The sequence below is a fragment of the Shinella sp. M27 genome (genome assembly GCF_049199905.1).
Taxonomy (GTDB): domain Bacteria; phylum Pseudomonadota; class Alphaproteobacteria; order Rhizobiales; family Rhizobiaceae; genus Shinella.
Map to the genome: position 1 here is coordinate 311,207 of NZ_JBLZPK010000060.1, position 22,200 is coordinate 333,406.

The following is a 22,200-nucleotide window of genomic DNA, read 5'->3' on the forward strand; positions in this document are numbered from 1 at the left end:
ATGCCGATGCGGGAAAAGGGCCCGCCTCGGCATGAGGATCCTTCCGAAGCGGGCGTTACGGAAATTTGTGATCAGCAGGGACCATCTGCGTTTCGATCACCAGGGTTACCTCGTCGCCGAGTGCGGGAATGCCGAAACCAAGGCCCCATTCGCTGCGCCGGATATGCCCGGTTGCCGAGAAGCCGATCTTGGGAATGCCCATGAAGGGATGTTTCAACATCGAGCCGTTGAAAGTGACGTCGAGCGTTGCGGGATGCGTTTGCCCGCGGAAGGTGAGCAGCCCTTCGACGACGCCCGTCTTCTCTCCAGTCACACGGACCGATTTCGAGACGAAGCGGATCGGCTTGCCGGCAAGGAATTCCTCGTCGCCACCAATCTTCTTGTCGAAATCCACCACCTCGGGCCAGGGATAATCGGTCCGCACGGACATCGGGTCGATGTCCACGCTGAGGCTCGACCCCTCGGGCTCGGCCGGCTTCCAGTCCAGCCGCGCATCCACTTTGATGAAGCGCGCGGTGTAGTTCGACAGGCCGGAATGATGGAACGACCAGGCAAGGCTCGAATGCGAGGGATCGGTCTTGTACAGGCCGGCGGGGGCGGCTTCCTGCTGTTCGGCGGCAAGCGCCGGGGCAAGGCCCGCCATGAGGGCGAGGGAGAGGATTGTCGTGCGGATCATTGCGGTGGTTCCTTTCTGAAGGGTGGGCATGCGCCATCGCCCTGCCGACTGGCAGTTTTCGAGGAAATGGCGGGTTGGATTGATGGCCGGCCGGCCGGCCGCGGTGGAAATTACGGGGTCATTTCTTTCAGTCTCCAGGTCACTTTCGCCAGGAACTCCGTCTCATGGAAATTCGGCGCCTGCCGCTTCCATGCGGTCGGGTCGTCGCCATCCGGAAGGATCTCCAGCGTGGCAGCGGTGCCGGTCGGGCGGCTGACACCGTTCATGCTGCCCTTGATCTTGAAAGCCCGCTCGGCACGGCCGTTCAGCGGCGCATTCTTGAGAACAGCGGTGATCCACTGCGTCACCGTGCCCTGGCTCACGATATCCGGACCACCCGGTAAACCGCCGTTCACGGTGCTCTCCAGCAGGCCGCCCCGCAGTTTCGACCGGATTGTCTGGTGCACGGGGATGGCCGGCATGTAGAAGGTCTGGATATACATTTTCCCGGTCCAGACATCCGTGACGATCTGGTTGCTGGAGCAGACGACCGGCATTTCCGACGCGACGACGGCGCCTTCGGAGGCACCGACGGCCGTCTCCTTTCCCGCCACGGGACCGGTCACGTCGTTCAGCATTTCGGCGGCCTCGTACCGGTAGTCGGCGACGACGGTCGCGCCACAGCCGCCATCGGATGCCCAATTCATGTCCCAGCGCTGGAAGCGGTCGGGGGCCGGCTCGGCGAAGCCGGGGCCGGTGTCGGATGTGTCGATACCGTTGGGTACCATGGCGTATCGGCTGCCCTTTTCCTGCAGGCAGGCATCGAATCTCCCTGCATCGGCCATGCCGACGGTCGCGCTGCATTCGGTGCTGATCTGCTGCATCGTCTGCACCAGGGCGGCATCCTGGTCGGTCGCCTTCTCCGCCATTATCTCCAGGCCGAGCGCCATGAGGCAGGTCCGGTCGCCGTTGCAGGCTTGCGAGCGTGCCGCAAGATCGGCCAGGCGCTCCGGATCGACCTGGATCAATTTGCCCGGATCGAGCACGGTGTTGAACGGGCTCGCCCCGCTTCCGCCTCGCCGGGCAATCGCGGCCGCGCGGGACTGATCCTCGGCCGCCTTGCGTAGCGCGGTCGCGCCATAGTCCGGGTCATAGGGGTTGACGCTGTCCAGCGACCGCGCCGCGACATAAGGAATGTTCAGCGTGAAGGACTGGCTGAAGGCGCCGTCCCTCCATTCCGTTCCGTTCTTCCACCTTTCGCGGCCGGATTCGATTTCAACCTCGACCTCGAAAACCGCGCTGGATGCGGTTTCACCGGCGATGGCCGTGCCGGCGGGAAGCGCGACGCCTCCGCAGACGATGAGCCCCATCGCGGCCAAGACGGACGCTCCGCCGCGACGCAGCCCACGGCAGGACCGCCGCATCTTCAACGGCTGATCGACGTTCATATCCAGAAACCTTCCTGAAAATCGCGATTGAACGGCGGCCGTCACGGGCTGCAGATCACGCTGCCGAGGTGAACCATGGTTCCGTTTCCGCAATGATCGTGCGGCTTCTTCGCCCCGTAATCCGGTTCCGATACATTCGCGGTCGTGACCTCACCGGGAGGCGCATCGACGGTCCGGTCCGGCATTGCGCCGCCGAACCCGGCACCGGCCAGGCTGCCCATGGCAACCCCGCCGATAGCCTGCTCGGCAGGGGTGCTGCAGGCCGCCGCCGAGAGCGAAAGAATGCCGGCGGCAATCGCTGCAATGATCCTGTTCATGAAGTTTCCCTGTTTTATGGGCTTGCGACGATGCCGGCTGTCAGGCCGCCTCGGATGTATCCTCGGGCAGGAAGGTCAGGCCGAAATCCCGTGCGACGGAGGCCACCTGTTCCGGCGTTTCGGGCTTGCAGAGCTCGATGACGGGAAAGAAGGTTTCGAAGCCGCCCGGCGTCACGACGACCATGATGCGGCCTTCCGTCTCTCCGACATTCTGGAAGCGATGGGGCAGGCCGCGCGGCAGCGCGATGCAGCCGCCCTCGGCAAGCTCCAGATAGTCGCCGGCGCACCAGAAGCCGAAACGCCCCGAGAGCACGCGGAAGAATTCGTCCTCACGCTCGTGCACATGCAGCGGCGGTCCGCCGGCGGGCGGCACGACGGCCTCGAACATGCCGAATGCGCCACCCGTATTGGCGCCCATCATGCGGATGATGTGTTCGCCGAACGCCATTGCCAGCGTTCCGTGGTCCGGCGGGGATACCGCCGCATAGCTGAAGGGTTTCATCGTCTTCTCCTGATCGACTGTTTCGTGTTTCCGGATGGTTGCCGGCAGCACCGCGATCCGTGGAAGGCTCTATAGCCGAGCAAAAAACCGGCCGTTCCTAAATGAATGTGCAAGCCCGTGCCGATATCCTAAAAGTTTGCTAAGAGGACTGGAAACACGCGGGCGGGGGCAGCAGTGCGGCTGGACGACAAGCTTTTGGATTTCTTCAAACGGCCGCTGATGTGCATCGTCGCCGTCGCGGACGAGGCACGCCGCCCTTCCGCCGGGCGCGGCGTCGGTTTCCATGTCGGGGAGGACCGCGAGACGATCGACGTCATCTTCTCAGCCTGGCAATGGCCGCGGCTGGAGCCCGCCATTCGCCAGACGGGCCGGGTCGCCGCGACCTTCGTCAGCCCGTCGGATTATGTCAGCTTCCAGCTCAAGGGATCGGCCGTCATGCGTGACGCCGACGCCCGCGACGACGAGGCCGCGCAGCATTTCATGGCCAGGGCGACGGGTGAGCTTGAGGGGCTCGGCGTGCCGCGCGACATCATAGCACCTTGGCTCACCGCCCGCGAGGCGCGGGTGGCGCGGCTTACCGTCAGCGAAATCTACATTCAGACGCCCGGCCCACTCGCCGGAATGCTGGCCGGCGCGAGGTCCTGATGCCCATGCGCCTCAGCGATCTCTCCGCCTGTTTCGAGGGCGTCATCCCCTCCATCATCGCCACCGCCTCGGCGGACGGCATGCCGAACATTTCCTATCTTTCCCATGTGGTGCGGGTCGATGAGGAGCATGTCGCCCTCTCCAACCAGTTCTTCGCCAAGACGGCGGCGAATGTGCGCGCCAATCCGCATGTCACGCTGATTCTCGTCGACGGCTTCACGGGCGATCAGTATCTGCTCGACATCGGCTTCGTGCGCTCCGTCGATGCCGGCCCGCTCTTCGAGAGGATCGCCCTGCAGCTCAAGGCGAGCAGCGCGCAGGTCGGCATGTCCGAGGTGATGCGGCTGCGAAGCGCCGATACCTTCCGCGTGCATGGGATCGAGAAGGTTCCCTCTCCTGTCGAGACGACCGCCGCCCCGACGGCCCGTACCGCCGTCAGCCTGCCTGCCCTTTCCGAGGCGGTCCGCACCATCGAGCGGCAGGCGGAGGCGGACGAGATCATCGACAGCCTGCTTTCCGGTGTGCGGCAGGTTCTCGGTTATCAGAACGCGCTCGTGCTCATCCGCGACGGCCATCGCGGCTCGCTGGCCACCACCGGCAGCATCGGCTACGAGCGATCGGGGCTGGGATCGGAGGTTGCCGGCGGCGAGGGCATGATCGGTGCGGCGGCGGCAAGCGGCCAGACGATCAAGGTCAGCGACATGAGCCGCGTGCGCCGGTTCGGCGAAGCGATCAGCCAGGAGGAAGAGGCGCAGGAAAACACCACGCGCATCGTCGCCTTTCCAGAGCTGCCTGGCGCGATGAGCCAGATCGCCGTGCCCATGGCCGCCCGCGGCGTGGTGGTCGGCGTGCTTTTCATCGAAAGCCCGCAACGGCTCGCCTTCCGCGAGGAAGACGAGGCTGCGCTGGCGATCCTCGCCGGTCAGGCCGCCGTCGCCCTGACAGTCAGTGAGGGGGAGGCCGCATCGATCGAACCGGCCCGAAGCGCGCCCCGGCTCCAATCCGGCGCCGCCGGCCGGGAGATCCGTGTGACCCATCACCGCGCGGACGACAGCATCTTCATCGACAATACCTATATCGTGAAGGGCGTCGCCGGTGCGCTGCTGCGCCTGATGGTCGAATGGCATCATGGCGACGGGCGCATCGAGTTCACCAATCGCGAAATGCGGCTGGCGATCGGCGGCCGGATGCCGGAGATCAAGGACAATCTGGAGACCCGCCTCCTCCTGCTGCGCCGTCGGCTTGAGGAAAAACAGGCTCCCATACGCCTTGTCCGCGCCGGGCGGGGCCGCGTCCGGCTGGAAGCCGATGGCCCGCTCGTGCTCAGGGAACCCGGAGAATAGCGGGAAAGCGTCTGGATATAAGCAACCGATTGCCGCTTGAGATGCGTCGCCGCAAGGACGCGGCGTTGTCTGCAAAGCGCCCATCCCGCCTCTCAGCCATAGGCCTTCGATCCAGTTGCGGCAGAACTGCCTGCCTTCCTCGGGCTTGAAGGAAGCCGGGGTTCAAGCAGCCGCTTCGCGGGTCGATCCTGTCGTGCAGATCGTCATTCCCAAGACAAGCCTGCACCGTCTGGTGAAAGGTATCGCCCGACGTGCCGCATCCCGATCGGCCGTCATGGCTTGCCGAGAATGAAGAACACCTTGCGCACCGGCGTCAGGTTCTCCCAAGTTCCCTCGAAGCCCGCGGAGACCACAAAGGTTTCGCCGGCCGCGAACACGCGGGAGTGGCCTGCCTTGTCGGTCAGCCGCACGGTTCCCTCAAGGATGTGGCAAAGCTCGTCGTAGTCGCACTGGCAGCGCTCCAGATGGGGCTCCGCCTCCCAGATGCCGGCGAGGGCTGCGCGATCCGGCGCTTCGAAATGGCGCCAGCTTTGCGCGCGATAGGGCGTGTCCACGACGGCAGGATCGGATGTTTCCGTCACACGCGGCGCGATTTTCGCGGCGTCGAAGGCGATCACGTGGGCTGGTTCGGTCACGTCAGGTCCTTTCTGATGGCGTCAGGATGCGAAGCCGACGCCGAGGCGGTCGAATGTCCGCAGCATGCGGGAGCGCCGGCCGGTCTCGTCTTCGCGGGCAAGATCGCGCTGGGTCCACCGCACCGCCATGTCGCAGAACGGCTCCGGCGGAAATGGCACCGGGCGGCGACGCAGCATGCGCAAGGCCGTGCGCTCCGTCTGCTTGTCCTCGATGAGGTCGAGCATCGTCAGCGCCGCGAAGCGCGAAGCCGACACGCCTTGCCCGGTGAAGCCGAGCGCATAGGCAACCTGGCCGGCAAAGGCGGTGCCGGCAAAAAACGTCATGCGCGCCGACACGTCGATGATGCCGCCCCAGCGATAATCGAAGCGCACATCTGATAGAGCCGGGAAAGCAGCCGAGAAATTGGCCTGAAGCGTCGCAAATGTCTGTTCGCGGTCCAGAAGCGCCGGATCGCGGCGCCCGCCGCGATGATAGATCGCATCGAAGCCGCCCCACAGGATGCGGTTGTCCGCGGTCTTGCGGGAATAGTGAAACTGGTTTCCGCTGTCTGCGATCCCGTAGTGACCAACCCAGCCGATGGCGCGCAGCTGCGCGTCAGACAGAGGCTCGGTTACAAGCGCATAGTCGAAGACGGGAAGGATGGTGGGACGCAGGCGACGCAGCAGCGGCAGGTCGGCATTGGTGGCCAGTGCCACTTTCGGCGCCGTCAGGACGGCCTCGGGTGTGCCGAGACGGATCTGCCCGTCCCGGCGCGCAATCGACGTCACCTGCGTGTTTTCGTGGATCGCGATCCCCGCCGCAAGGCAGGCCGCACGAAGACCGGCGACGAGTTTGCCGGGATGGACAAGGGCGTAATTCGGCTCGAACAGGCCGGCGACATAGTGCGGGCTGTCCAGCCGCTCCGCCAGCGCCTGCCCCGTCAGGAGCTGCGTCTCGACACCGAAGGAACCGTAGAGGTCTTTCATGGCCCGCAGGCCATCGACCTGCCAGGGCCTGGCGGCAACGTTCAGCTTGCCGGACCGCTGGAACTCGGCATCGATGCCATAGGTGCCGAGATCGGCTTCGAGGTCGTCGAGGTTCTGTCGGCCCAGGCGAACGAGGTTCTCCGCCTCCTTCGGCCAGCGGCCCACGGCATTGGCAACTCCGTGCGAAATGCTCGGCGCGCAGAAGCCGCCGTTGCGACCGCTTGCGGCCTCGCCGCAACGGCCCGCCTCGATCAGCACGATCCGCGCATCGGGCCAGCGTTCCCTCGCCTTCAAGGCACTCCAGAGCCCGACGAACCCGCCGCCGACAATGGCGAAGTCAGCCGTGGTGTCCCGCGCCAGCGCCGGACACGCCGCCAGGACCGGCAACCCCTGCCGCCAGACCGGAAAACGGGACGCTTCATCGAAGCGGGAGGATTGGGACATCGCATATATCCTTGAATACGGCGCATCATTCCGGCTTGCCGCGCCCGTCGCTTCCGCAGCCGTGGCTCACAAACCCCACCTTCGTGCCCTCGGTCAAGCCTCCCAGGTTACGGCACCGTCGCATATCGTCATGCGAACGTTAGCCTGCCCGAGTACCGTTGGTTCCAGCGCTTCTATATCCCGGTACATTGAAATCCTCCTTCCATGCGATGATAGTGGCGCGCGTCTGGGCAGGCGACGAGAACAAGGTCTCGTTTAGGCATTGGTCTTGGAAGCTACCGTTAAGACTTTCGACGAAACCGTTCTGCGTCGGCTTGCCGGGCGGTGTAATGACATTCGACAAGCGTTCCTATCACGCCACCATAGGTCGTCTTGTATTTGTAGACGGCTGCATACGAGATGCCGTATTTGCGGCAGACATCGGCCATCTTCGCCCGCCTCCTGCTCTTTCAAAATCCCGATGATCTGTTCTTCCGTGAGCGGAAACGCTTAAGGTCGGCCGTCTAATCGGCCGAACTCTACGAAAATATGAAGGAAGTTTAGGCGCTCAGGTCAAGTTCTTAGTGGCAATCAACACCCCGAACGTCAAAAACCTCCGTCGCGTATGCTTCGGGGCTTCGTTTGGTTTGCTGGTCTTGCTCTCTTCCGCCCAAGCGTTAAAACATCGAAAGCCCCGGGACATTACTGTCACCGGGGCTTTTTGTTATTTGGTTGCGGGGGCATGAGGACACAGAGACTTGTAACATCCACGCTTTAAAAGGGATCGAACCGACGTCCCAGCTTACCGGTACAGGTGACGCGTTTCGATTCCAAAGTCTTAGTTTATCATTCCCGCTAATGATGGCCCTCTTTCAGCTCGCTTGGATTCGGGCCAAGACAACATCGAGTGCATGCGCCAGAGCCTTGAGACCTCCGTCTTTGTTAAACTGGGCAAACATGCTCTCGTTGAGCCCGCCCTTCGTGGAATACTCATGACGAAGATCTTCCAGGGATATCGATGGGTTGTGGAAGGCGACCGTTGAGAGACTCAAGAAATGTTGAGTGAGATAGGCGCGTGCGCTTTCTCGCGGCAGCCCCTTGGACTGCATCCAACCGACGACGTGATCCATAATGCCGAAGTAGGACCCCATCAGCGCACTCGCCGCGGCGAGTACGTCGAACTCCTCGATCGTCTTGCAGGCGACCGCCGTCCCCAGCGTGGAAAAGAAGGCTTCGACAGTCGGATCCGGAGGGAAAATCGTGGTGACGCCGCTGCCGGTCGCAACGAACGGCAGCGGCACCGCGCGCACGAGATCGACGGGAACGCCGATCAAGGAACGCAGCGCCGCATGGTCAGTCGTCGCGATCAGGCTGACGACCTGCTGGCCAGGCCGGAATCGGAGGGCGCGCAAGACCTCCTCGGCAACATTTGGTCGGACCGCGAGAAAGAGGATATCCGCTGCATCGACTACATGCTGGTTATCAGCAGCAACGGTCACCTGCGATGACAGGGCCGCGAGGCGCGAGGCGGTTTTTTCCGAGCGAGGCGATACGATGATTTCGGGTGACGGCTCCGCCCGGGAGACGATACCCATCACGATTGCTTCGGTGATCGTACCGGTACCTATGAAGCCAAGCCGAGGTTTGGGCAACGACATGAAACGTCAGTCCTCGACAGGATTGTGGAAGCCGGCCGCAAGCATGAAGCCCGACGTGGATGCCGGCGGTTCCGCATGGACATCCGGCCGTGGCTTCGGGATCATCGCATGCGCCGCGACGACCGAGCGGATCGCTACGGGGCGATAGTTTCGAACCAGATCGGGCCGGTCCGCGCTTTTCTCTTTGTCGGCTTTGTCGTTCATGGCCTTCTCCACAGGCACGGCGGACGCTGACGGCAACGCCTATCACTCCACCTCGTATTTCACCATCGTACCACCACCCGTCGCCTGATCGGTCGGGAAAACCTCGACGCGGGCGACATCGACATAGACGGGCAGTGCGATCACGTCGTTGACGATGCGGGCGATGTGTTCGGGCTGGATCGGCCGGTAACCGTCATAAAGCACGGCCTGTGCCTGGTTGTTGGCAATCGAGGTGCGGTAGAGATCCGTCTGGACGCGGCCGGGGACGATCTCACTTACCCGCACCGACGTGCCGAGCAGGTCGCAGCGCAGGTTGTCGCAAAACAGGCTGAGCCCAGCCTTCGACGCGCCGTAAGCGCCCATGTTCGGATAGGCCGCCTGCCCACCGCTAGAACCGATATAGATGAGGTGGCCTCGCTTGCGCGCCACCATGCCCGGCAGCACGGCGCGCGTCAGATGCAGCGGCGCCTTGAGGTTGACGTCGATCATCGCGTCGATCTCGGCGGGATCGATGTCTTGGAAGGCTGCGCGGGTCGAGAGGATTCCGGCATTGTTGACGAGGACATCGACCTCGACGCCGTCGAGCGCAGCGGCGATGCGGGCCGAATCGCGCACATCCGCCGGCACGGGAATCGCACCGGTCTGGTCCATGAGCTCGGCAAGCTGCGCTTCGTTGCGGCCGACGGCATAGACGGTGAGGCCGCGGGCGCGCAGCATCGGCACGATGGCCTTGCCGATGCCGCTGGTCGCGCCGGTCACGACGGCAACGCGATAGGCATCAGACATAGATGTAGCCCCCGCTGATCACTACATTCTCGCCCGTCGCATAGGTGTTGCGGCTCGATGCCATCATCACGATCCATTCGGCCATTTCGACGGGTTCCGCCGCGCGGCCGAGCGCGCTCGCCTTGGCCAATTCCGGCAGGAAGCCCAGTTCCTTGGCCCGATCGGTGGCAAAGCCGGCGGGCGCGACCGAATTCACCAGGATCTGGTCCTTGGCGCATTCCTGCGCGAAGGATTTGGTGAGGCTGACGACAGCGGCCTTGGTGGCGGCGTAATGGGCGTTTTGCGGATGCGCCTTGAAGGCATCGACCGATGTGATGTTGACGATGCGGCCGGTCACCTCGGGCGGATTGACGAACTGGCGCATGTGGCGCACCGCCGCGACCATCATGTGATAGGTGCCCTTCACATTGATGGCGTTTTCGAGATCCCAGTCCTCGTCGGAAATCTCAAGGATGGGCTTGCGCGGATAGATCGCCGCGCTGTTGACCAGCGCGTGGATGCGGCCGAGCTTGTCGACAATCGCCTCGAAGCCACCATGCGCCGTCTCGGCCCGGGAGATATCGGCGACGGCCGTCGCCACTTCGGCGCCGAGCGCTTCGAGCTCTGCGGCGGAAGAGGCCAGCAGCGCCTCATTGCGATCGATAAGGCCGATCTTCGTCGCGCCGTTGGCAACCATCAGCCGGGCGGTCACCAGCCCCAGCCCCGAAGCGCCGCCGACGATGACAACAGACTGGTTCTTCATGTTCCGACCTCGCGATTTCGGGTTGCGCCGCCATATTGGCATGTTATCACTTATATGCCAACTTATATCAAGCACAAGCCCCTTTTTGGACTTCGAGATGATCCCTCGCCTTGCCGCAGAACACCACACCGCGTCACCAGCCGAGGCGTTCCTGTCGTATCTCGCGAGCGTGGGCCTTGAAGGAGAGATTGGTCGATCAGCGGCAGAGCGCAATGTCTTCGCCACTGATAACTCCATCTATCAGGTCGAACCGGCGGCCATTCTGTTCCCAAGGAATACCGACGACCTCAAGCGCATAGCTAAAGCCTTGGCCCGAAAAGAATTCTCCGAGATCAGCGTTGCCCCGCGCGGCGGCGGTACGGGTACCAACGGCCAATCGCTGACATCGGGCGTGGTCGTGGATTGTTCGCGGCATATGAACCGCATCCTCGAGATAGACCCAGTGCGCCGCGTCGCGCGGGTCGAGGCGGGCGTCGTCAAGGACCAGCTGAACAAGGCGCTGGCGCCGCACGGCCTATTTTTTGCCCCCGAACTCTCGACCTCAAACCGGGCAACGATCGGCGGCATGATCTCGACCGATGCTTGCGGCCAGGGCTCCTGCCTTTATGGAAAGACGAGCAATCATGTGCTGGCCTTGCGCGTCGTACTGACCGACGGCACCGACTTCCTCTCCCGGCCCGTGCGCGAGGAGGAATTGCGCGCACTCCAGGCGCGGCGCGACCGGATCGGCGATATCCACCGCACCGTCGCCCGCATCACCAGCAAAGATCGTGCCGAGATCGAACGCATCTTCCCGAAACTCAACCGCTTCATGACTGGCTACGACCTCGCCCATGTGCGACGCGACGATGGCGTTTTCGACCTCAACGCGGTGCTCTGCGGATCGGAAGGCACGCTGGCGATGATTGCCGAGGCGGAGCTGAACCTGCTGCCGATCCCGGCGCACGCCGCGCTCGTCAACATCCGCTACGATAATTTCAACGCCGCACTGGAGGACGCACGCAATCTCGTGGCGCTCGATGTCGCCTCGGTCGAGACGATCGATGAAACGGTGTTGCGGCTGGCCAAGGGCGATATCGTCTGGCCGCGCATCGCCGCCTTCTTCCCCGACGATGCTCACGGACCGGCCAATGGCATCAACATTACCGAGATCCTGGCCGATACGTCAGAGGAACTTGCGGAAAAACTCTCGGCCGTGACGACGGCCTTGCAACACAGCCCCTTTACCGGCCGCAGGGGATTTACGATCACGCTGGGAAAGGCCGAGATCGAAGCGGTCTGGACGATGCGCAAGCGAGCGGTCGGCCTCCTCGGCAATGTCGACGGGCCGGTGCGGCCGGTGCCCTTCGTCGAGGATACTGCCGTTCCGCCGGAAAACCTTGCCGCCTATATCCGCGAATTTCGGGCGGTTCTCGATCAGGAAGGTCTCACCTATGGCATGTTCGGCCATGTCGATGCCGGCGTGCTGCATGTGCGCCCGGCGCTCGATCTTACCCGCCCCGAACATGCCGTGCTGGTGCGCCGCATCAGCGATTCCGTCGTGGCGCTGACGCGTAAATATGGCGGCGTGCTCTGGGGCGAGCACGGCAAGGGCGTGCGCTCGAAATATGTGCCAGCGTTTTTCGGGCCGCTTTATCCGCGGCTGCAGGAGATCAAGGCCGCCTTCGATCCGCTCGGCCAGCTCAATCCCGGCAAGATCGTCGCGCCCGCCGGCCGCACCCTGCCTGATATCGACGCCATCCCGCTGCGCGGCACGCTCGACCGTGACATCGGCAACGACATCCGCGCCGCCTTCGACAATGCCGCCTATTGCAACGGCAACGGCGCCTGCTTCGATTTCGATACGGACGGGCTGATGTGTCCCTCCTACAAGGCGACGCGCGACCGGCGCTTCTCGCCGAAAGGCCGCGCCTCGCTGATGCGCGAATGGCTGCGGCGGCTTGCCGAGAAGGGCATCGACCCGCGCCGCGAAGCCGCGCGGCCGCAACCGCTTGGCTTCTTGAAGCGTCTATGGAACAGCCTCAATCCCGCCAATCGTGATGACTTTTCTCACGAGGTGCGCGCGGCGATGGATACCTGCCTTGCCTGCAAGGCATGCGCCGGGCAATGCCCCGTCAAGGTGAGCGTACCCGCCTTCCGCGCCAAGTTCCTCGCGCTCTATTACCAGCGCTATCTGCGGCAGTTGAAGGATCCCTTGGTCGCCGCCATCGAAACCACCCTGCCGCTGATGGCGCGAGTGCGGCCGCTTTATAATCTCGTTGCCGGTTCCTTAGCAGGACAGGCCGCGATGCGGCGCGCCGGCCTCACGGCACTGCCCACGCTCCCGTCAATATCGGTGCGCCGAACGCTCGCCCGGCAGAACGTGTCCATCGCCACCCCGGCGCGACTGGCACGCCTCGATGCTGCAGTGCGGGCCGAGGCCGTCGTTTTCGTGCCGGATGCCTTCACCGAGCATTTCGATCCGGACGTGCTCCTCGACGCGGTGGAAGTGGCGCGGCTGCTCGGGCTGACACCCTTCATCGCGCCGCCACTGGTCAACGGCAAGGCGCTGCATGTCCACGGCTATCTCGGCGCCTTCGAGAAAGCCGCCCGCCGCACCGCAGCAACCATCGACAGGCTGGCGGAAGCCGGCGTGCCGCTGGTCGGCATCGATCCGTCCATGACCCTTGCCTTCCGCAGCGAATATTCCGGCACGGGGATGAGAGCGCGCGTCCTCCTGCCGCAGGAATGGCTGGCCACGGTCCTCGACCGTCTCCCCTCGCCGGCCGGCGGAGAGCGCAAGCGCGTCCAGCTCATGGCCCATTGCACCGAGCGCACCAATGCGCCGGTGGCAACCGCCCAGTGGAAGGCTGTGTTCGCGAAGCTGGGCATGGAGCTCGTCGTCGGCGAGGTCGGGTGCTGCGGCATGGCAGGTACCTTCGGCCATGAGGTGCGCAACCGTGCACTTTCCGAGACACTCTACGCGATGAGCTGGCAGCCCGCGCTGGCCACGCCGGACCGCGCCGAACTAGTGATGGCGACGGGTTACTCCTGCCGGTCGCAGGTCAAGCTCATGGACGGCGTGAGACTTCCCCATCCGATTCAGGCCATCCGAACCACCCTTCAAGACAGCCCCACAATTCCCTTGGGTGAAGATACGACGTATGATATGTGACAAATTAGAAGAATTAACGCAAAGGCTGTATCGGAATGTCGGTTATCACGCAGCGCGGCAATCTCGGTGAGATCGTCGTCGCCAAGCTTAGCGAGCGCATCGATTCCGGGCTTTACACTCCGGGCGAGAAGATTCCGTCGAGTGCACAGCTTTGCGAGGAGTTCGGCGTTTCCCGCACCGTCATCCGCGAGGCGCTGACCTCGCTCAAGGTCGCCGGCCGCGTGATTACCCGGCAGGGAGCCGGCGTCTATGTGACGGAGAAAGACGCAAGGACGCTGAACTTCGAGATCAGCCGCATCGACGACATCCGCTCGGCCATGCAGATCTTGGAACTGCGGCTCGGCGTGGAAATGCAGTCGGTTGCACTTGCCGCCCAGCGCCGCACGCCCGAGGCGCTCGCCGAGATTGCCCGCGCCTTCGACCATATCGAAACCCTCGATACGGATGATGCTGAGGTCGAGGCGCGCGCCGATTTCGAATTTCACCTCGCCATCGCGAAGGCGACGCGAAACCCGCATTTCCCGCGTTTTCTGGAAGCGGTCATGGGCGAGATCAATTTTGATCTCGTGCTCAAGCACAGTCAGTCCGGCCGCTCCTACAATGCCTATCTGAAGAAGATCAACAAGGAGCACGCCGCGATCCTAGCGGCGATCACCCAGGGCGACGCCAAAACGGCAAAACAGGCGCTCTCCGCCCATTTGGAAGAAAGCCTCAACCGCTACCGCGCCCTGCTCGCAGAGCCCGCGGGCACGAAGGCGAAAGCCTGACCCCTCTCCTGCCGATCGAAGGACAAGGCATCCTTTGACGAACCGCGCTCCCGCGCGGTCCTGCGTTGTGGGGTATCCCGCGTTTTGCCCGCCCTTCGAGCCTCCCGATAGCGCCGCGTCGTCAAGGATAGCTTGTCTATCGACGGAATTTCTTACGCAGGTCCGTGAGTGGGGCAGCCATATACTCCCTCCAGTGGCGAAGAAACTTGCAGGCGATCCCCACACGGCAAGCGCGTGGGACGCAGACTGGGATGGAAACATCACGGTCTCCTGTTCTCACGTCCTTCCGGGGGTGAGGCAGACCAGAAGCCGGCATTTGCCCCTGCAATGACAAGAGATGCGGAACGAACCGCATCCCAATGAAGAGATTCATGGCTTAACCAGAGGGAAGCCCCGCACATGACACAGATTTCGAAATTCCTGGCGGCGACTGCCATCGCCTCCTCACTGCTCCTTGCGCCGGCCTTTGCCGCCGACACGATCAAAATCGGCGTCGCCGGGCCCTATACCGGCGCCAACGCCACCTTTGGCGAACAGGTCTATAATGGCGTGTCCACCTATGTGAATGAGGTGAACGCGGCAGGCGGCATCAATGGCAAGCAGGTCGAGCTCGTGAAGGGCGACGACGCCTGCGAGCCCAAGCAGGCCGTGGCCGTCGCCAACCGCTTCGTTGATCAAGACAAGGTGCAGGCGGTGATCGGCCACTTCTGCTCGTCGAGCACAATCCCGGCTTCCGAAATCTACAATGACGCCGGCATTCTCGAAATGACGCCGTCCTCCACCAACCCGACCGTGACCGACCGCGGCTTCGACAATCTCTTCCGCGGCTGCGGCCGTGACGACCAGCAGGCCGTCGTCGCCGCCGGCTTCATTCTCGACACGCTGAAGCGGGACAAGATCGCCCTCGTCCACGACAAGGATACCTATGGCCAGGGCCTCGTCGATGCCGTCAAGAAGACCATGGAAGAGCGCGGCGTGCAGCCGGTCCTCTACGAAGGCCTGACACGCGGCGAACGCGACTTCAACGCCCTCGTCACCAAGATCAAGAGCACCGGCGCCAATGCCGTCTATTTCGGCGGTCTCATTCCGGAAGGCGGCCCGTTGGTACGCCAATTGAAGGAACAGGGCGTCGACGTGGTCTTCGTAACAGGCGATGCCTTCGCCCAGGCCGAGCTGGTCGCCGCCGCCGGCGGACCGGCCAACCTGAAGGACGTCTATTACTCCGCGACCCCGGACCCACTCGCCGACCCCTCGACCAAGGGCGTGCAGGACGCGCTGACCAAGGCCGGCGTGACGCCCGCCAACTACGTACTCTACGGCTATGCCAATGCCCAGGCTGTCGTCGCGGCGCTGAAGGCCGGCGAGGACATCGATGCCCAGGCCGCCTGGCTGCGCGGCAACACGGTCGATTCCGCCATCGGCAAGATCACCTGGGACGAGAAGGGCGACATCAAGGACTTCAAGTTCGTCTTCTATAACTTCGACGACAAGGGAACCCCCGTTCTCGTCAAGTAAGGACGACCTGTCCATGCCGGTCGGACCGCTGTCCGGCCGGCTCTCCGTACCCAAATCTCAGGGGGTCCGCGTATGGATGTCTACATTCTCATCCAGCAATTGTTCAACGGCATCACGCTCGGCACGATCTACGGCCTGATCGCGGTCGGCTACACCATGGTCTACGGCGTCATCCGCATGATCAACTTTGCCCATGGCGACGTCTACATGGTCTCGGCCTATATCGCCGCGATCACCCTTGCCGTCCTCAGCTTCTTCGGTATCCAGTCCGTGCCCTTCGCGCTGATCTCGGTATTGGTCATCACCTGCGCCATCACCGCCCTCTACGGCTGGGCCATCGAGCGCGTCGCCTATCGGCCCCTGCGCGGCTCCACCAAACTTGCCCCCCTGATCTCGGCCATCGGCATTTCGCTGATGCTGCAGAGCTATGTGCAGATCGCCCAGGGCGCGCGCGACCAGGGTGTGCCCACGCTCATCAGCGGCGCCTTCCGCTTCGGCGACGGCGTGCACTTCGCCCAGATCACCTATATGCAGACCGTGATCCTCCTCGCCTCGCTGATCGCCATGGGCATCCTGACCTATGTCATCAATCACACGCGCATCGGCCGCGAGTGCCGCGCGGTGCAGCAGAACATCCGCATCTCGGCCGTGCTCGGCGTCAACACCGACCGCATCATCTCCACCGTCTTCGTCATCGGCGCCGCGACGGCGGCGGTCGGCGGCGTGCTCGTCACGTTCAACTACGGTTCGTTCAATTTTTTCATCGGCTTCGTCATGGGCATCAAGGCCTTCACCGCGGCCGTGCTTGGCGGCATCGGATCGCTGCCCGGCGCGGTGCTCGGCGGCGTGCTGCTCGGCCTGACGGAAGCCCTGTTCGCCGGCTATGTCAGCACCGACTACAAGGACGTCTTCGCATTCGCGCTGCTCATCATCCTCCTCTTCTTCCGCCCCTATGGCCTGCTCGGGCGGCCGGAAATCCAGAAAGTGTAAGGCGAGAGACATGGAAACGAACCGCCTCCTCACGCTCGCCAAGCAAGTACTGTTCACCTTCACCGTCTCGCTGATCCTCTTCGCGCCGATTTCTGGCCTCATGCTGGAAGGCTTCTCGTTCCGAAACGAACTGACGCGCGCCGTGCTGCTCGCCGCACTCGTTGCGGCCGGGCGGGTCGCCCTATCGCTTATCGGCATGACGGCCGTTGGCCGGAAGATCGCCGGCAAGGCCGCCAGCAATGGCAGTGGCGTCACGGTCATGACCGGCAAGGAGAAATCGCCCGCCTTGATCCTCGGCCTGATCTTTCTCGCCGGCCTCGCGCTGCCCTTCTTCGCCGACAAGTACTTTCTCGGGATCGCGATCCTAGCGCTGATCTACTGTCTACTCGGCCTCGGGCTCAATATTGTCGTCGGCCTTGCCGGCCTGCTCGATCTGGGTTTTGTCGCCTTCTATGCGGTCGGCGCCTATCTCCTCGCACTCGGTGCGCAATATCTCGGCCTCGGCTTCTGGAGCGCACTGATCATCGCCCCTTTCCTCGCCGGCCTCTGCGGCATGGTGCTCGCCTTCCCGGTCCTGAAGATGCACGGCGACTATCTTGCAATCGTCACGCTCGGCTTCGGCGAAATCATCCGCCTCGTCCTCAACAACTGGCTGGAATTTACCGGCGGGCCGAATGGCGCGTCCGTTCCGCCCCCTACGCTCTTGGGCCTCGAATTCACCCGCACGGCCAAGCAGGGCGGCGTGCCGCTGCATGATTATTTCGGCATCGCCTACCGCGCCGACTACAAATTCTGGTTCATCTATCTCGTGCTGTTCCTCGTCGTCTGCCTTGTCGTTTACGCCGTCGAACGCCTGCGCGTCATGCCGCTCGGCCGCATGTGGGAAGCGCTGCGCGAAGACGAGATCGCCTGCCGCTCGCTCGGCGTGAACCACGTCTTCACCAAGCTCACCGCCTTCATGCTCGGCGCGTCGACGGGCGGGCTCGCCGGCGTGTTCTTCGCCGTCCACCAGGGGTTCGTGAACCCGACGTCCTTCACCTTCTTCGAGTCCGCCCTGATCCTTGCGATCGTCGTGCTCGGCGGCCTCGGCTCGACCGTCGGTGTCATCGTCGCCGCGCTGGTCCTGACCGTCCTGCCGGAATTGCTGCGCGATTTCGCCGAGTATCGCGTGCTGGTCTTCGGCGTGCTGATGGTGGTGATGATGATCTGGAAGCCCCGCGGCCTCGTGCGCGTCCAGCGCCCGGCCTTCTTCCCGAGCACCGCGCCGAAGGGCAACGATACGGCATCGCTTTCCGCAAGCCCGGAGGCAGTCCGATGAGCATGCCCCTCCTCGAGGTCCGCAATGTGACCATGCGTTTCGGAGGCATCGTCGCCAACCGCAATGTCAGCTTCGCCGTCGAGCCCGGTGGCGTCACGGCCCTGATCGGTCCGAACGGCGCCGGCAAGACGACGATGTTCAACTGCATCACCGGCTTCTATCGCGCCAGCGAGGGCCAGATTCTGCTCAACGGTCCAGATGGACCGCAGGATATCGGCACGCTGATTAACAGGCCGGTCACCGGCGGCTCTCATCTGGTCACCCGTGCCGGCATCGCCCGAACCTTCCAGAATATCCGCCTGTTCAAGGAAATGTCGGTCGTGGAAAACCTGCTGGTCGCCCAGCATCTGATGACGGCCAACAATCTCGTCAGCGGCGTGTTCCGCACGCCCGCCTTCCGCAGGGCCGAGCGCGAGGCCGTCGACCGCGCCTATCACTGGCTGGGCGAGATGAACCTCACCGACGATGCCAACCGGCTGGCGGGCGAACTGCCCTATGGCCGCCAACGCCGCCTCGAGATCGCCCGCGCCATGTGCACGGGACCGCGCCTCATCTGCCTCGACGAACCGGCCGCCGGTCTCAACCCGTCGGAAACGCACGAGCTTTCCGAGGTCATCCAGCGGCTGTGCAAGCAGCATGGCCAGACCGTGCTCGTCATCGAGCACGACATGGGTCTGGTCATGCGCATTTCCGACCATGTCGTCGTGCTCGACCACGGCGAGGTGATATCAGACGGCACGCCGGAGCATGTGGCGAACGATCCTGCCGTCATCGCCGCCTATCTCGGCGTGAGTGAAGAAGAGGTTGAGGCATGAGCGAGGCCCCCCTGCTGGAGTTTTCCGGCGTTCGCGCCCACTACGGGCCCGTCGAGGCACTGAAAGATGTGAACGTCCATATTTTCAAGGGGGAGATCGTCAGCCTGATCGGCGCAAACGGCGCCGGCAAGACAACGCTGCTTTCCTCGATTTTTGGCGCGCCCCGCGCCTCGGCCGGAAAGGTCCTGCACAAGGGCGAGGACATTTCCAAACTTCCCACCAACCGGATTTCGCGGCGCGGCATCGCGCTCGTGCCGGAGGGCCGGCAGATCTATCAGGACATGAGCGTCGAGGAGAACATGATGATGGGTACGACACCCATCGGCATGGCGCATTTCGAGGACGACCGGACGACGATGTTCGAGCTCTTCCCACGCCTCAAGGAGCGTCGCAATCAGACCGCCGGCACCATGTCGGGCGGCGAGCAGCAGATGCTCGCCATCGCCCGCGCCATGATGGCCCGGCCGGAACTGATCCTGTTCGACGAACCCTCGCTAGGGCTTGCACCGCTCGTCGTCAAACGCGTCTTCGACGTGCTGCGCGAGATCGCCGCCATGGGCAAGACGATCTTCCTGGTCGAGCAAAATGCCAACCACGCGCTGAAACTGTCGCAGCGCGCCTATGTCATGGTCAACGGCCGCATTCATCTCTCGGGCGAAAGCGCCGCGCTGCTCGACAATGAAGAGGTCCGCAAGGCCTATCTCGGCCTGCACTGAACGGAAAAGGCAATGCTGCACAAGAACCTCATTGCCGGCGAATGGGTCTCCGGCGACGCCTCGGCGAACATCAACCCCTCCAACACCAATGACATCGTCGGCGACTATGCCCGTGCCAGCACCAAGGACACGAAGGCCGCGATCGCTGCTGCTAAGGCCGCCTTTGCGGTCTGGTCGCGCTCTGGCATCCTTGAGCGCCATGCCATCCTGAAGAAGACGGGCGATGAGGTCCTCGCCCGCAAAGAGGAGCTCGGCCGCCTGCTTGCTCGCGAAGAGGGCAAGACGCTGCCCGAGGCAATCGGCGAAGTCACCCGCGCCGGACAGATCTTCGATTTCTTCGCCGGCGAGGTCCTGCGCCTGTCCGGCGAAGTCCTGCCGTCGGTGCGGCCCAACATTGGCGTCGAGATCACCCGCGAGGCCGTCGGTGTCGTCGGCATCATCACGCCCTGGAACTTCCCGATCGCCATCCCTGCCTGGAAGATCGCCCCGGCGCTCGCCTACGGCAACACGGTCGTCCTGAAACCCGCCGATCTCGTGCCGGGCTCCGCCTGGGCACTGGTCGATATCCTGCATCGTGCCGGCGCGCCGGCGGGCGTCGTCAACCTCGTCATGGGCAGCGGCAGCGTTGTCGGCCAGACGCTGCTCGACAGCCCGGATGTGCAGGCGCTGACCTTCACCGGCTCCATAGCCACCGGCAAGCGCGTCGCGCTTGCCTCCATCGAGCACAACCGCAAATTCCAGCTCGAAATGGGCGGCAAGAACCCCTTCGTCGTGCTCGACGATACCGATCTTTCCGTCGCCGTCGAGGCGGCCGCCAATTCGTCGTTCTTCTCGACCGGCCAGCGCTGCACCGCCTCCTCGCGCCTGATCGTCACCGAAGGCATCCATGACCGTTTCGTCGCCGCGTTGACGGAGCGCCTGAAGAGCCTCGTGATCGACGATGCGCTGAAAGCCGGCACCCATATCGGCCCCGTTGTCGATCAAACCCAGCTGACGCAGGATGCCGGCTATATCGATATAGGCCGCGCGGAGGGGGCAAGGCTCGCCTTCGGCGGCGAGCGGCTGGAACGGGATACACCCGGCTTCTACCTCGCGCCCGCCCTCTTTACCGAGGCGACGAACGACATGCGCATTGCCCGCGAGGAGATTTTTGGTCCCGTCGCAGCCGTCATTCGCGTGAAAGATTATGACGAGGCTCTGGCGGTCGCCAACGACACCAGCTTCGGCCTTTCGTCCGGCATCGCCACGACGAGCCTCAAGCACGCCACCCATTTCAAGCGCAATTCGGAAGCCGGCATGGTGATGGTCAACCTGCCGACCGCCGGCGTCGATTTCCATGTACCGTTCGGCGGTCGCAAGGGATCGTCCTACGGCCCGCGCGAACAGGGCCGCTATGCCGCCGAGTTCTACACCACCGTCAAAACCGCCTACACGCTGGCCTGAGGATCGATCCATGAAACTGCTTGTGCCCATCAAACGCGTTGTTGACTACAACGTGAAGATCCGCGTCAAAGCGGATGGTTCGGGTGTCGAACTTGCGAACGTGAAGATGTCGATGAACCCCTTCGACGAAATCTCCGTGGAAGAGGCGCTGCGTCTGAAGGAAGCCGGCAAGGCTGAGGAAGTGGTCGTGGTTTCGATCGGTCCTGCGAAGGCCGAAGAGACGCTGCGCACTGCGCTCGCCATGGGCGCAGACCGCGCCGTGCTGGTCGAGACGGACGATGCCGTCGAGCCGCTGGCCGTCGCCAAGATCCTCAAGGGTGTCGCGGAAGCCGAACAGCCGGGCCTCATCATCGTCGGCAAGCAGGCGATCGACGACGACAGCAACCAGACCGGCCAGATGCTGTCGGCGTTGCTCGGTTGGGCCCAGGCGACGTTCGCCTCCAAGGTCGAGATCGGTTCGGGTTCGGCTCAGGTCACGCGCGAAGTTGACGGTGGTCTCCAGACCATCGAAGTCAAGCTTCCGGCCGTCGTCACGACGGACCTTCGCCTCAACGAGCCGCGTTATGCCTCGCTGCCGAACATCATGAAGGCGAAGAAGAAGCCGCTCGACAAGAAGTCGCCGGCCGATTTCGGCGTCGACACGAGCCCGCGCCTCAAGGTGCTGAAGACCGAGGAGCCGTCGGGCCGCAAGGCGGGCGTCAAGGTCAAGTCGGTTGCCGAACTGGTCGACAAGCTGAAGAACGAAGCCGGCGTGCTGTAAGGAAGAATTGAGGAGATTACGAACATGGCCATTCTTCTTCTGGCAGATCACGACAACGCAACCCTTTCCGACCAGACCGCCAAGGCGCTGACGGCAGCCGCCAAGATCGGTTCGGACGTGCATGTGCTCGTCGCAGGCTCCGGTGCCAAGGCGGCTGCCGATGCCGCCGCAAAGCTCTCGGGCGTCTCCAAGGTGCTGCTCGCCGACGATGCAAGCCTCGGCAACAACCTCGCCGAACCGCTGGCAGCCCTCATCGTGTCGCTTGCCGGCTCCTATGACGCCATCGTCTCGGCTGCGACCTCGGTCGGCAAGAACGTGCTGCCGCGCGTTGCCGCCCTGCTCGATGTCGCGCAGGTCTCCGAGATCGTCGAAGTCGTCTCGGCCGACACGTTCAAGCG

Annotated in this window: 21 protein-coding genes and 3 pseudogenes; 12 read left to right on the forward strand and 12 right to left on the reverse strand. The window is 63.6% G+C overall.

Features of this window, described 5'->3' with window-relative positions:
- Nucleotides 1-55: 55 nt before the first annotated feature.
- The 4 genes from ACOZK4_RS23500 to ACOZK4_RS23515 form a co-directional block, all read right to left on the reverse strand.
- A complete protein-coding gene (locus ACOZK4_RS23500; RefSeq protein WP_421594121.1) occupies nt 56-676 on the reverse strand; it encodes a YceI family protein in 621 nt (206 codons plus the stop codon).
- Between the two features lie 110 nt (nt 677-786).
- A complete protein-coding gene (locus ACOZK4_RS23505; RefSeq protein WP_421594123.1) occupies nt 787-2,103 on the reverse strand; it encodes a hypothetical protein in 1,317 nt (438 codons plus the stop codon).
- 41 nt (nt 2,104-2,144) lie between these two features.
- Nucleotides 2,145-2,420: a hypothetical protein gene (locus tag ACOZK4_RS23510; RefSeq protein ID WP_421594124.1), complete on the reverse strand. Its 276-nt coding sequence runs from the start codon at nt 2,418-2,420 to the stop codon at nt 2,145-2,147.
- A 40-nt stretch (nt 2,421-2,460) separates the two neighbouring features.
- Nucleotides 2,461-2,922 (reverse strand): cupin domain-containing protein, encoded by a 462-nt coding sequence (locus tag ACOZK4_RS23515; protein WP_421594125.1) that lies wholly within the window; start codon nt 2,920-2,922, stop codon nt 2,461-2,463.
- 174 nt (nt 2,923-3,096) lie between these two features.
- On the opposite strand from ACOZK4_RS23515, the gene ACOZK4_RS23520 reads away from it, so the two are divergent.
- Nucleotides 3,097-3,567: a pyridoxamine 5'-phosphate oxidase family protein gene (locus ACOZK4_RS23520; protein WP_421594126.1), complete on the forward strand. Its 471-nt coding sequence runs from the start codon at nt 3,097-3,099 to the stop codon at nt 3,565-3,567.
- The gene (locus ACOZK4_RS23525; protein ID WP_421594127.1) at nt 3,567-4,910 is read left to right on the forward strand and encodes a GAF domain-containing protein; all 1,344 of its coding nucleotides are present in this window, start codon (nt 3,567-3,569) and stop codon (nt 4,908-4,910) included. The genes ACOZK4_RS23520 and ACOZK4_RS23525 overlap by 1 nt, the downstream gene beginning before the upstream one ends.
- A 272-nt stretch (nt 4,911-5,182) precedes the next feature.
- Here ACOZK4_RS23525 and ACOZK4_RS23530 read toward each other — a convergent pair whose 3' ends face one another.
- The 8 genes and pseudogenes from ACOZK4_RS23530 to ACOZK4_RS23565 all read right to left on the reverse strand — a co-directional run bounded on the left by ACOZK4_RS23530 (nt 5,183) and on the right by ACOZK4_RS23565 (nt 10,324).
- Nucleotides 5,183-5,545, reverse strand: a complete 363-nt coding sequence (locus ACOZK4_RS23530) for a cupin domain-containing protein (RefSeq protein WP_421594129.1) — start codon at nt 5,543-5,545, stop codon at nt 5,183-5,185.
- 21 nt (nt 5,546-5,566) lie between these two features.
- Entirely contained in the window at nt 5,567-6,955 is a 1,389-nt protein-coding gene (locus ACOZK4_RS23535) for an NAD(P)/FAD-dependent oxidoreductase (RefSeq protein WP_421594130.1), read from the reverse strand.
- A 187-nt stretch (nt 6,956-7,142) separates the two neighbouring features.
- Nucleotides 7,143-7,277: pseudogene (locus ACOZK4_RS23540) on the reverse strand (integrase core domain-containing protein); the annotation flags it as partial.
- Between the two features lie 31 nt (nt 7,278-7,308).
- Nucleotides 7,309-7,420 (reverse strand): annotated as a pseudogene (locus tag ACOZK4_RS23545) (transposase); the annotation flags it as partial.
- Between the two features lie 386 nt (nt 7,421-7,806).
- Nucleotides 7,807-8,592: a pyrroline-5-carboxylate reductase gene (locus ACOZK4_RS23550; RefSeq protein ID WP_421594131.1), complete on the reverse strand. Its 786-nt coding sequence runs from the start codon at nt 8,590-8,592 to the stop codon at nt 7,807-7,809.
- A 6-nt stretch (nt 8,593-8,598) separates the two neighbouring features.
- A complete protein-coding gene (locus tag ACOZK4_RS23555; RefSeq protein ID WP_421594132.1) occupies nt 8,599-8,796 on the reverse strand; it encodes a hypothetical protein in 198 nt (65 codons plus the stop codon).
- Between the two features lie 42 nt (nt 8,797-8,838).
- A complete protein-coding gene (locus ACOZK4_RS23560; protein ID WP_421594133.1) occupies nt 8,839-9,582 on the reverse strand; it encodes an SDR family oxidoreductase in 744 nt (247 codons plus the stop codon).
- Nucleotides 9,575-10,324, reverse strand: coding sequence for an SDR family NAD(P)-dependent oxidoreductase (locus tag ACOZK4_RS23565; RefSeq protein WP_421594134.1), 750 nt, complete (start codon nt 10,322-10,324; stop codon nt 9,575-9,577). The genes ACOZK4_RS23560 and ACOZK4_RS23565 overlap by 8 nt, the downstream gene beginning before the upstream one ends.
- 97 nt (nt 10,325-10,421) lie before the next feature.
- On the opposite strand from ACOZK4_RS23565, the gene ydiJ reads away from it, so the two are divergent.
- The 10 genes and pseudogenes from ydiJ to ACOZK4_RS23615 form a co-directional block, all read left to right on the forward strand.
- A complete protein-coding gene (ydiJ, locus tag ACOZK4_RS23570; protein ID WP_421594135.1) occupies nt 10,422-13,478 on the forward strand; it encodes a D-2-hydroxyglutarate dehydrogenase YdiJ in 3,057 nt (1,018 codons plus the stop codon).
- A gap of 35 nt (nt 13,479-13,513) precedes the next feature.
- Nucleotides 13,514-14,245 (forward strand): FadR/GntR family transcriptional regulator, encoded by a 732-nt coding sequence (locus ACOZK4_RS23575; protein WP_313530741.1) that lies wholly within the window; start codon nt 13,514-13,516, stop codon nt 14,243-14,245.
- 399 nt (nt 14,246-14,644) lie between these two features.
- Nucleotides 14,645-15,760 carry a branched-chain amino acid ABC transporter substrate-binding protein gene (locus ACOZK4_RS23580; RefSeq protein ID WP_313530743.1) on the forward strand — a complete coding sequence of 372 codons (1,116 nt, stop codon included), beginning with the start codon at nt 14,645-14,647 and terminating at the stop codon, nt 15,758-15,760.
- A 72-nt stretch (nt 15,761-15,832) separates the two neighbouring features.
- Nucleotides 15,833-16,750, forward strand: coding sequence for an ABC transporter permease subunit (locus ACOZK4_RS23585; RefSeq protein ID WP_313530745.1), 918 nt, complete (start codon nt 15,833-15,835; stop codon nt 16,748-16,750).
- 10 nt (nt 16,751-16,760) lie between these two features.
- Nucleotides 16,761-18,068, forward strand: a complete 1,308-nt coding sequence (gene livM, locus ACOZK4_RS23590; RefSeq protein WP_421594137.1) for a high-affinity branched-chain amino acid ABC transporter permease LivM — start codon at nt 16,761-16,763, stop codon at nt 18,066-18,068.
- Nucleotides 18,065-18,883, forward strand: a complete 819-nt coding sequence (locus tag ACOZK4_RS23595; RefSeq protein WP_421594138.1) for an ABC transporter ATP-binding protein — start codon at nt 18,065-18,067, stop codon at nt 18,881-18,883. Before livM ends, ACOZK4_RS23595 begins: the two co-directional genes overlap by 4 nt.
- Entirely contained in the window at nt 18,880-19,599 is a 720-nt protein-coding gene (locus ACOZK4_RS23600) for an ABC transporter ATP-binding protein (RefSeq protein WP_421594140.1), read from the forward strand. The genes ACOZK4_RS23595 and ACOZK4_RS23600 overlap by 4 nt, the downstream gene beginning before the upstream one ends.
- A 12-nt stretch (nt 19,600-19,611) precedes the next feature.
- On the forward strand, nt 19,612-21,042 hold the full coding sequence (locus ACOZK4_RS23605; RefSeq protein WP_421594141.1) for an aldehyde dehydrogenase family protein: 1,431 nt from the start codon (nt 19,612-19,614) through the stop codon (nt 21,040-21,042).
- A gap of 10 nt (nt 21,043-21,052) precedes the next feature.
- Complete coding sequence (locus ACOZK4_RS23610) at nt 21,053-21,802, forward strand: electron transfer flavoprotein subunit beta/FixA family protein (protein WP_421594143.1); 750 nt, start codon at nt 21,053-21,055, stop codon at nt 21,800-21,802.
- A gap of 24 nt (nt 21,803-21,826) precedes the next feature.
- Nucleotides 21,827-22,200, forward strand: a pseudogene (locus ACOZK4_RS23615) (electron transfer flavoprotein subunit alpha/FixB family protein); the annotation flags it as partial.

What these genes read in the sequence shown, in the direction of transcription:
- ACOZK4_RS23555 (WP_421594132.1), bottom strand. Translation starts at nt 8,796, where the DNA reads ATGAACGACAAAGCCGACAAAGAGAAAAGCGCGGACCGGCCCGATCTG.
- ACOZK4_RS23535 (WP_421594130.1), bottom strand. Translation starts at nt 6,955, where the DNA reads ATGTCCCAATCCTCCCGCTTCGATGAAGCGTCCCGTTTTCCGGTCTGG.
- ydiJ (WP_421594135.1), top strand. Translation starts at nt 10,422, where the DNA reads ATGATCCCTCGCCTTGCCGCAGAACACCACACCGCGTCACCAGCCGAG.
- livM (WP_421594137.1), top strand. Translation starts at nt 16,761, where the DNA reads ATGGAAACGAACCGCCTCCTCACGCTCGCCAAGCAAGTACTGTTCACC.
- ACOZK4_RS23525 (WP_421594127.1), top strand. Translation starts at nt 3,567, where the DNA reads ATGCCCATGCGCCTCAGCGATCTCTCCGCCTGTTTCGAGGGCGTCATC.
- ACOZK4_RS23605 (WP_421594141.1), top strand. Translation starts at nt 19,612, where the DNA reads ATGCTGCACAAGAACCTCATTGCCGGCGAATGGGTCTCCGGCGACGCC.
- ACOZK4_RS23565 (WP_421594134.1), bottom strand. Translation starts at nt 10,324, where the DNA reads ATGAAGAACCAGTCTGTTGTCATCGTCGGCGGCGCTTCGGGGCTGGGG.
- ACOZK4_RS23560 (WP_421594133.1), bottom strand. Translation starts at nt 9,582, where the DNA reads ATGTCTGATGCCTATCGCGTTGCCGTCGTGACCGGCGCGACCAGCGGC.
- ACOZK4_RS23500 (WP_421594121.1), bottom strand. Translation starts at nt 676, where the DNA reads ATGATCCGCACGACAATCCTCTCCCTCGCCCTCATGGCGGGCCTTGCC.
- ACOZK4_RS23510 (WP_421594124.1), bottom strand. Translation starts at nt 2,420, where the DNA reads ATGAACAGGATCATTGCAGCGATTGCCGCCGGCATTCTTTCGCTCTCG.
- ACOZK4_RS23595 (WP_421594138.1), top strand. Translation starts at nt 18,065, where the DNA reads ATGAGCATGCCCCTCCTCGAGGTCCGCAATGTGACCATGCGTTTCGGA.
- ACOZK4_RS23515 (WP_421594125.1), bottom strand. Translation starts at nt 2,922, where the DNA reads ATGAAACCCTTCAGCTATGCGGCGGTATCCCCGCCGGACCACGGAACG.
- ACOZK4_RS23580 (WP_313530743.1), top strand. Translation starts at nt 14,645, where the DNA reads ATGACACAGATTTCGAAATTCCTGGCGGCGACTGCCATCGCCTCCTCA.
- ACOZK4_RS23610 (WP_421594143.1), top strand. Translation starts at nt 21,053, where the DNA reads ATGAAACTGCTTGTGCCCATCAAACGCGTTGTTGACTACAACGTGAAG.
- ACOZK4_RS23600 (WP_421594140.1), top strand. Translation starts at nt 18,880, where the DNA reads ATGAGCGAGGCCCCCCTGCTGGAGTTTTCCGGCGTTCGCGCCCACTAC.
- ACOZK4_RS23550 (WP_421594131.1), bottom strand. Translation starts at nt 8,592, where the DNA reads ATGTCGTTGCCCAAACCTCGGCTTGGCTTCATAGGTACCGGTACGATC.
- ACOZK4_RS23575 (WP_313530741.1), top strand. Translation starts at nt 13,514, where the DNA reads ATGTCGGTTATCACGCAGCGCGGCAATCTCGGTGAGATCGTCGTCGCC.
- ACOZK4_RS23505 (WP_421594123.1), bottom strand. Translation starts at nt 2,103, where the DNA reads ATGAACGTCGATCAGCCGTTGAAGATGCGGCGGTCCTGCCGTGGGCTG.
- ACOZK4_RS23585 (WP_313530745.1), top strand. Translation starts at nt 15,833, where the DNA reads ATGGATGTCTACATTCTCATCCAGCAATTGTTCAACGGCATCACGCTC.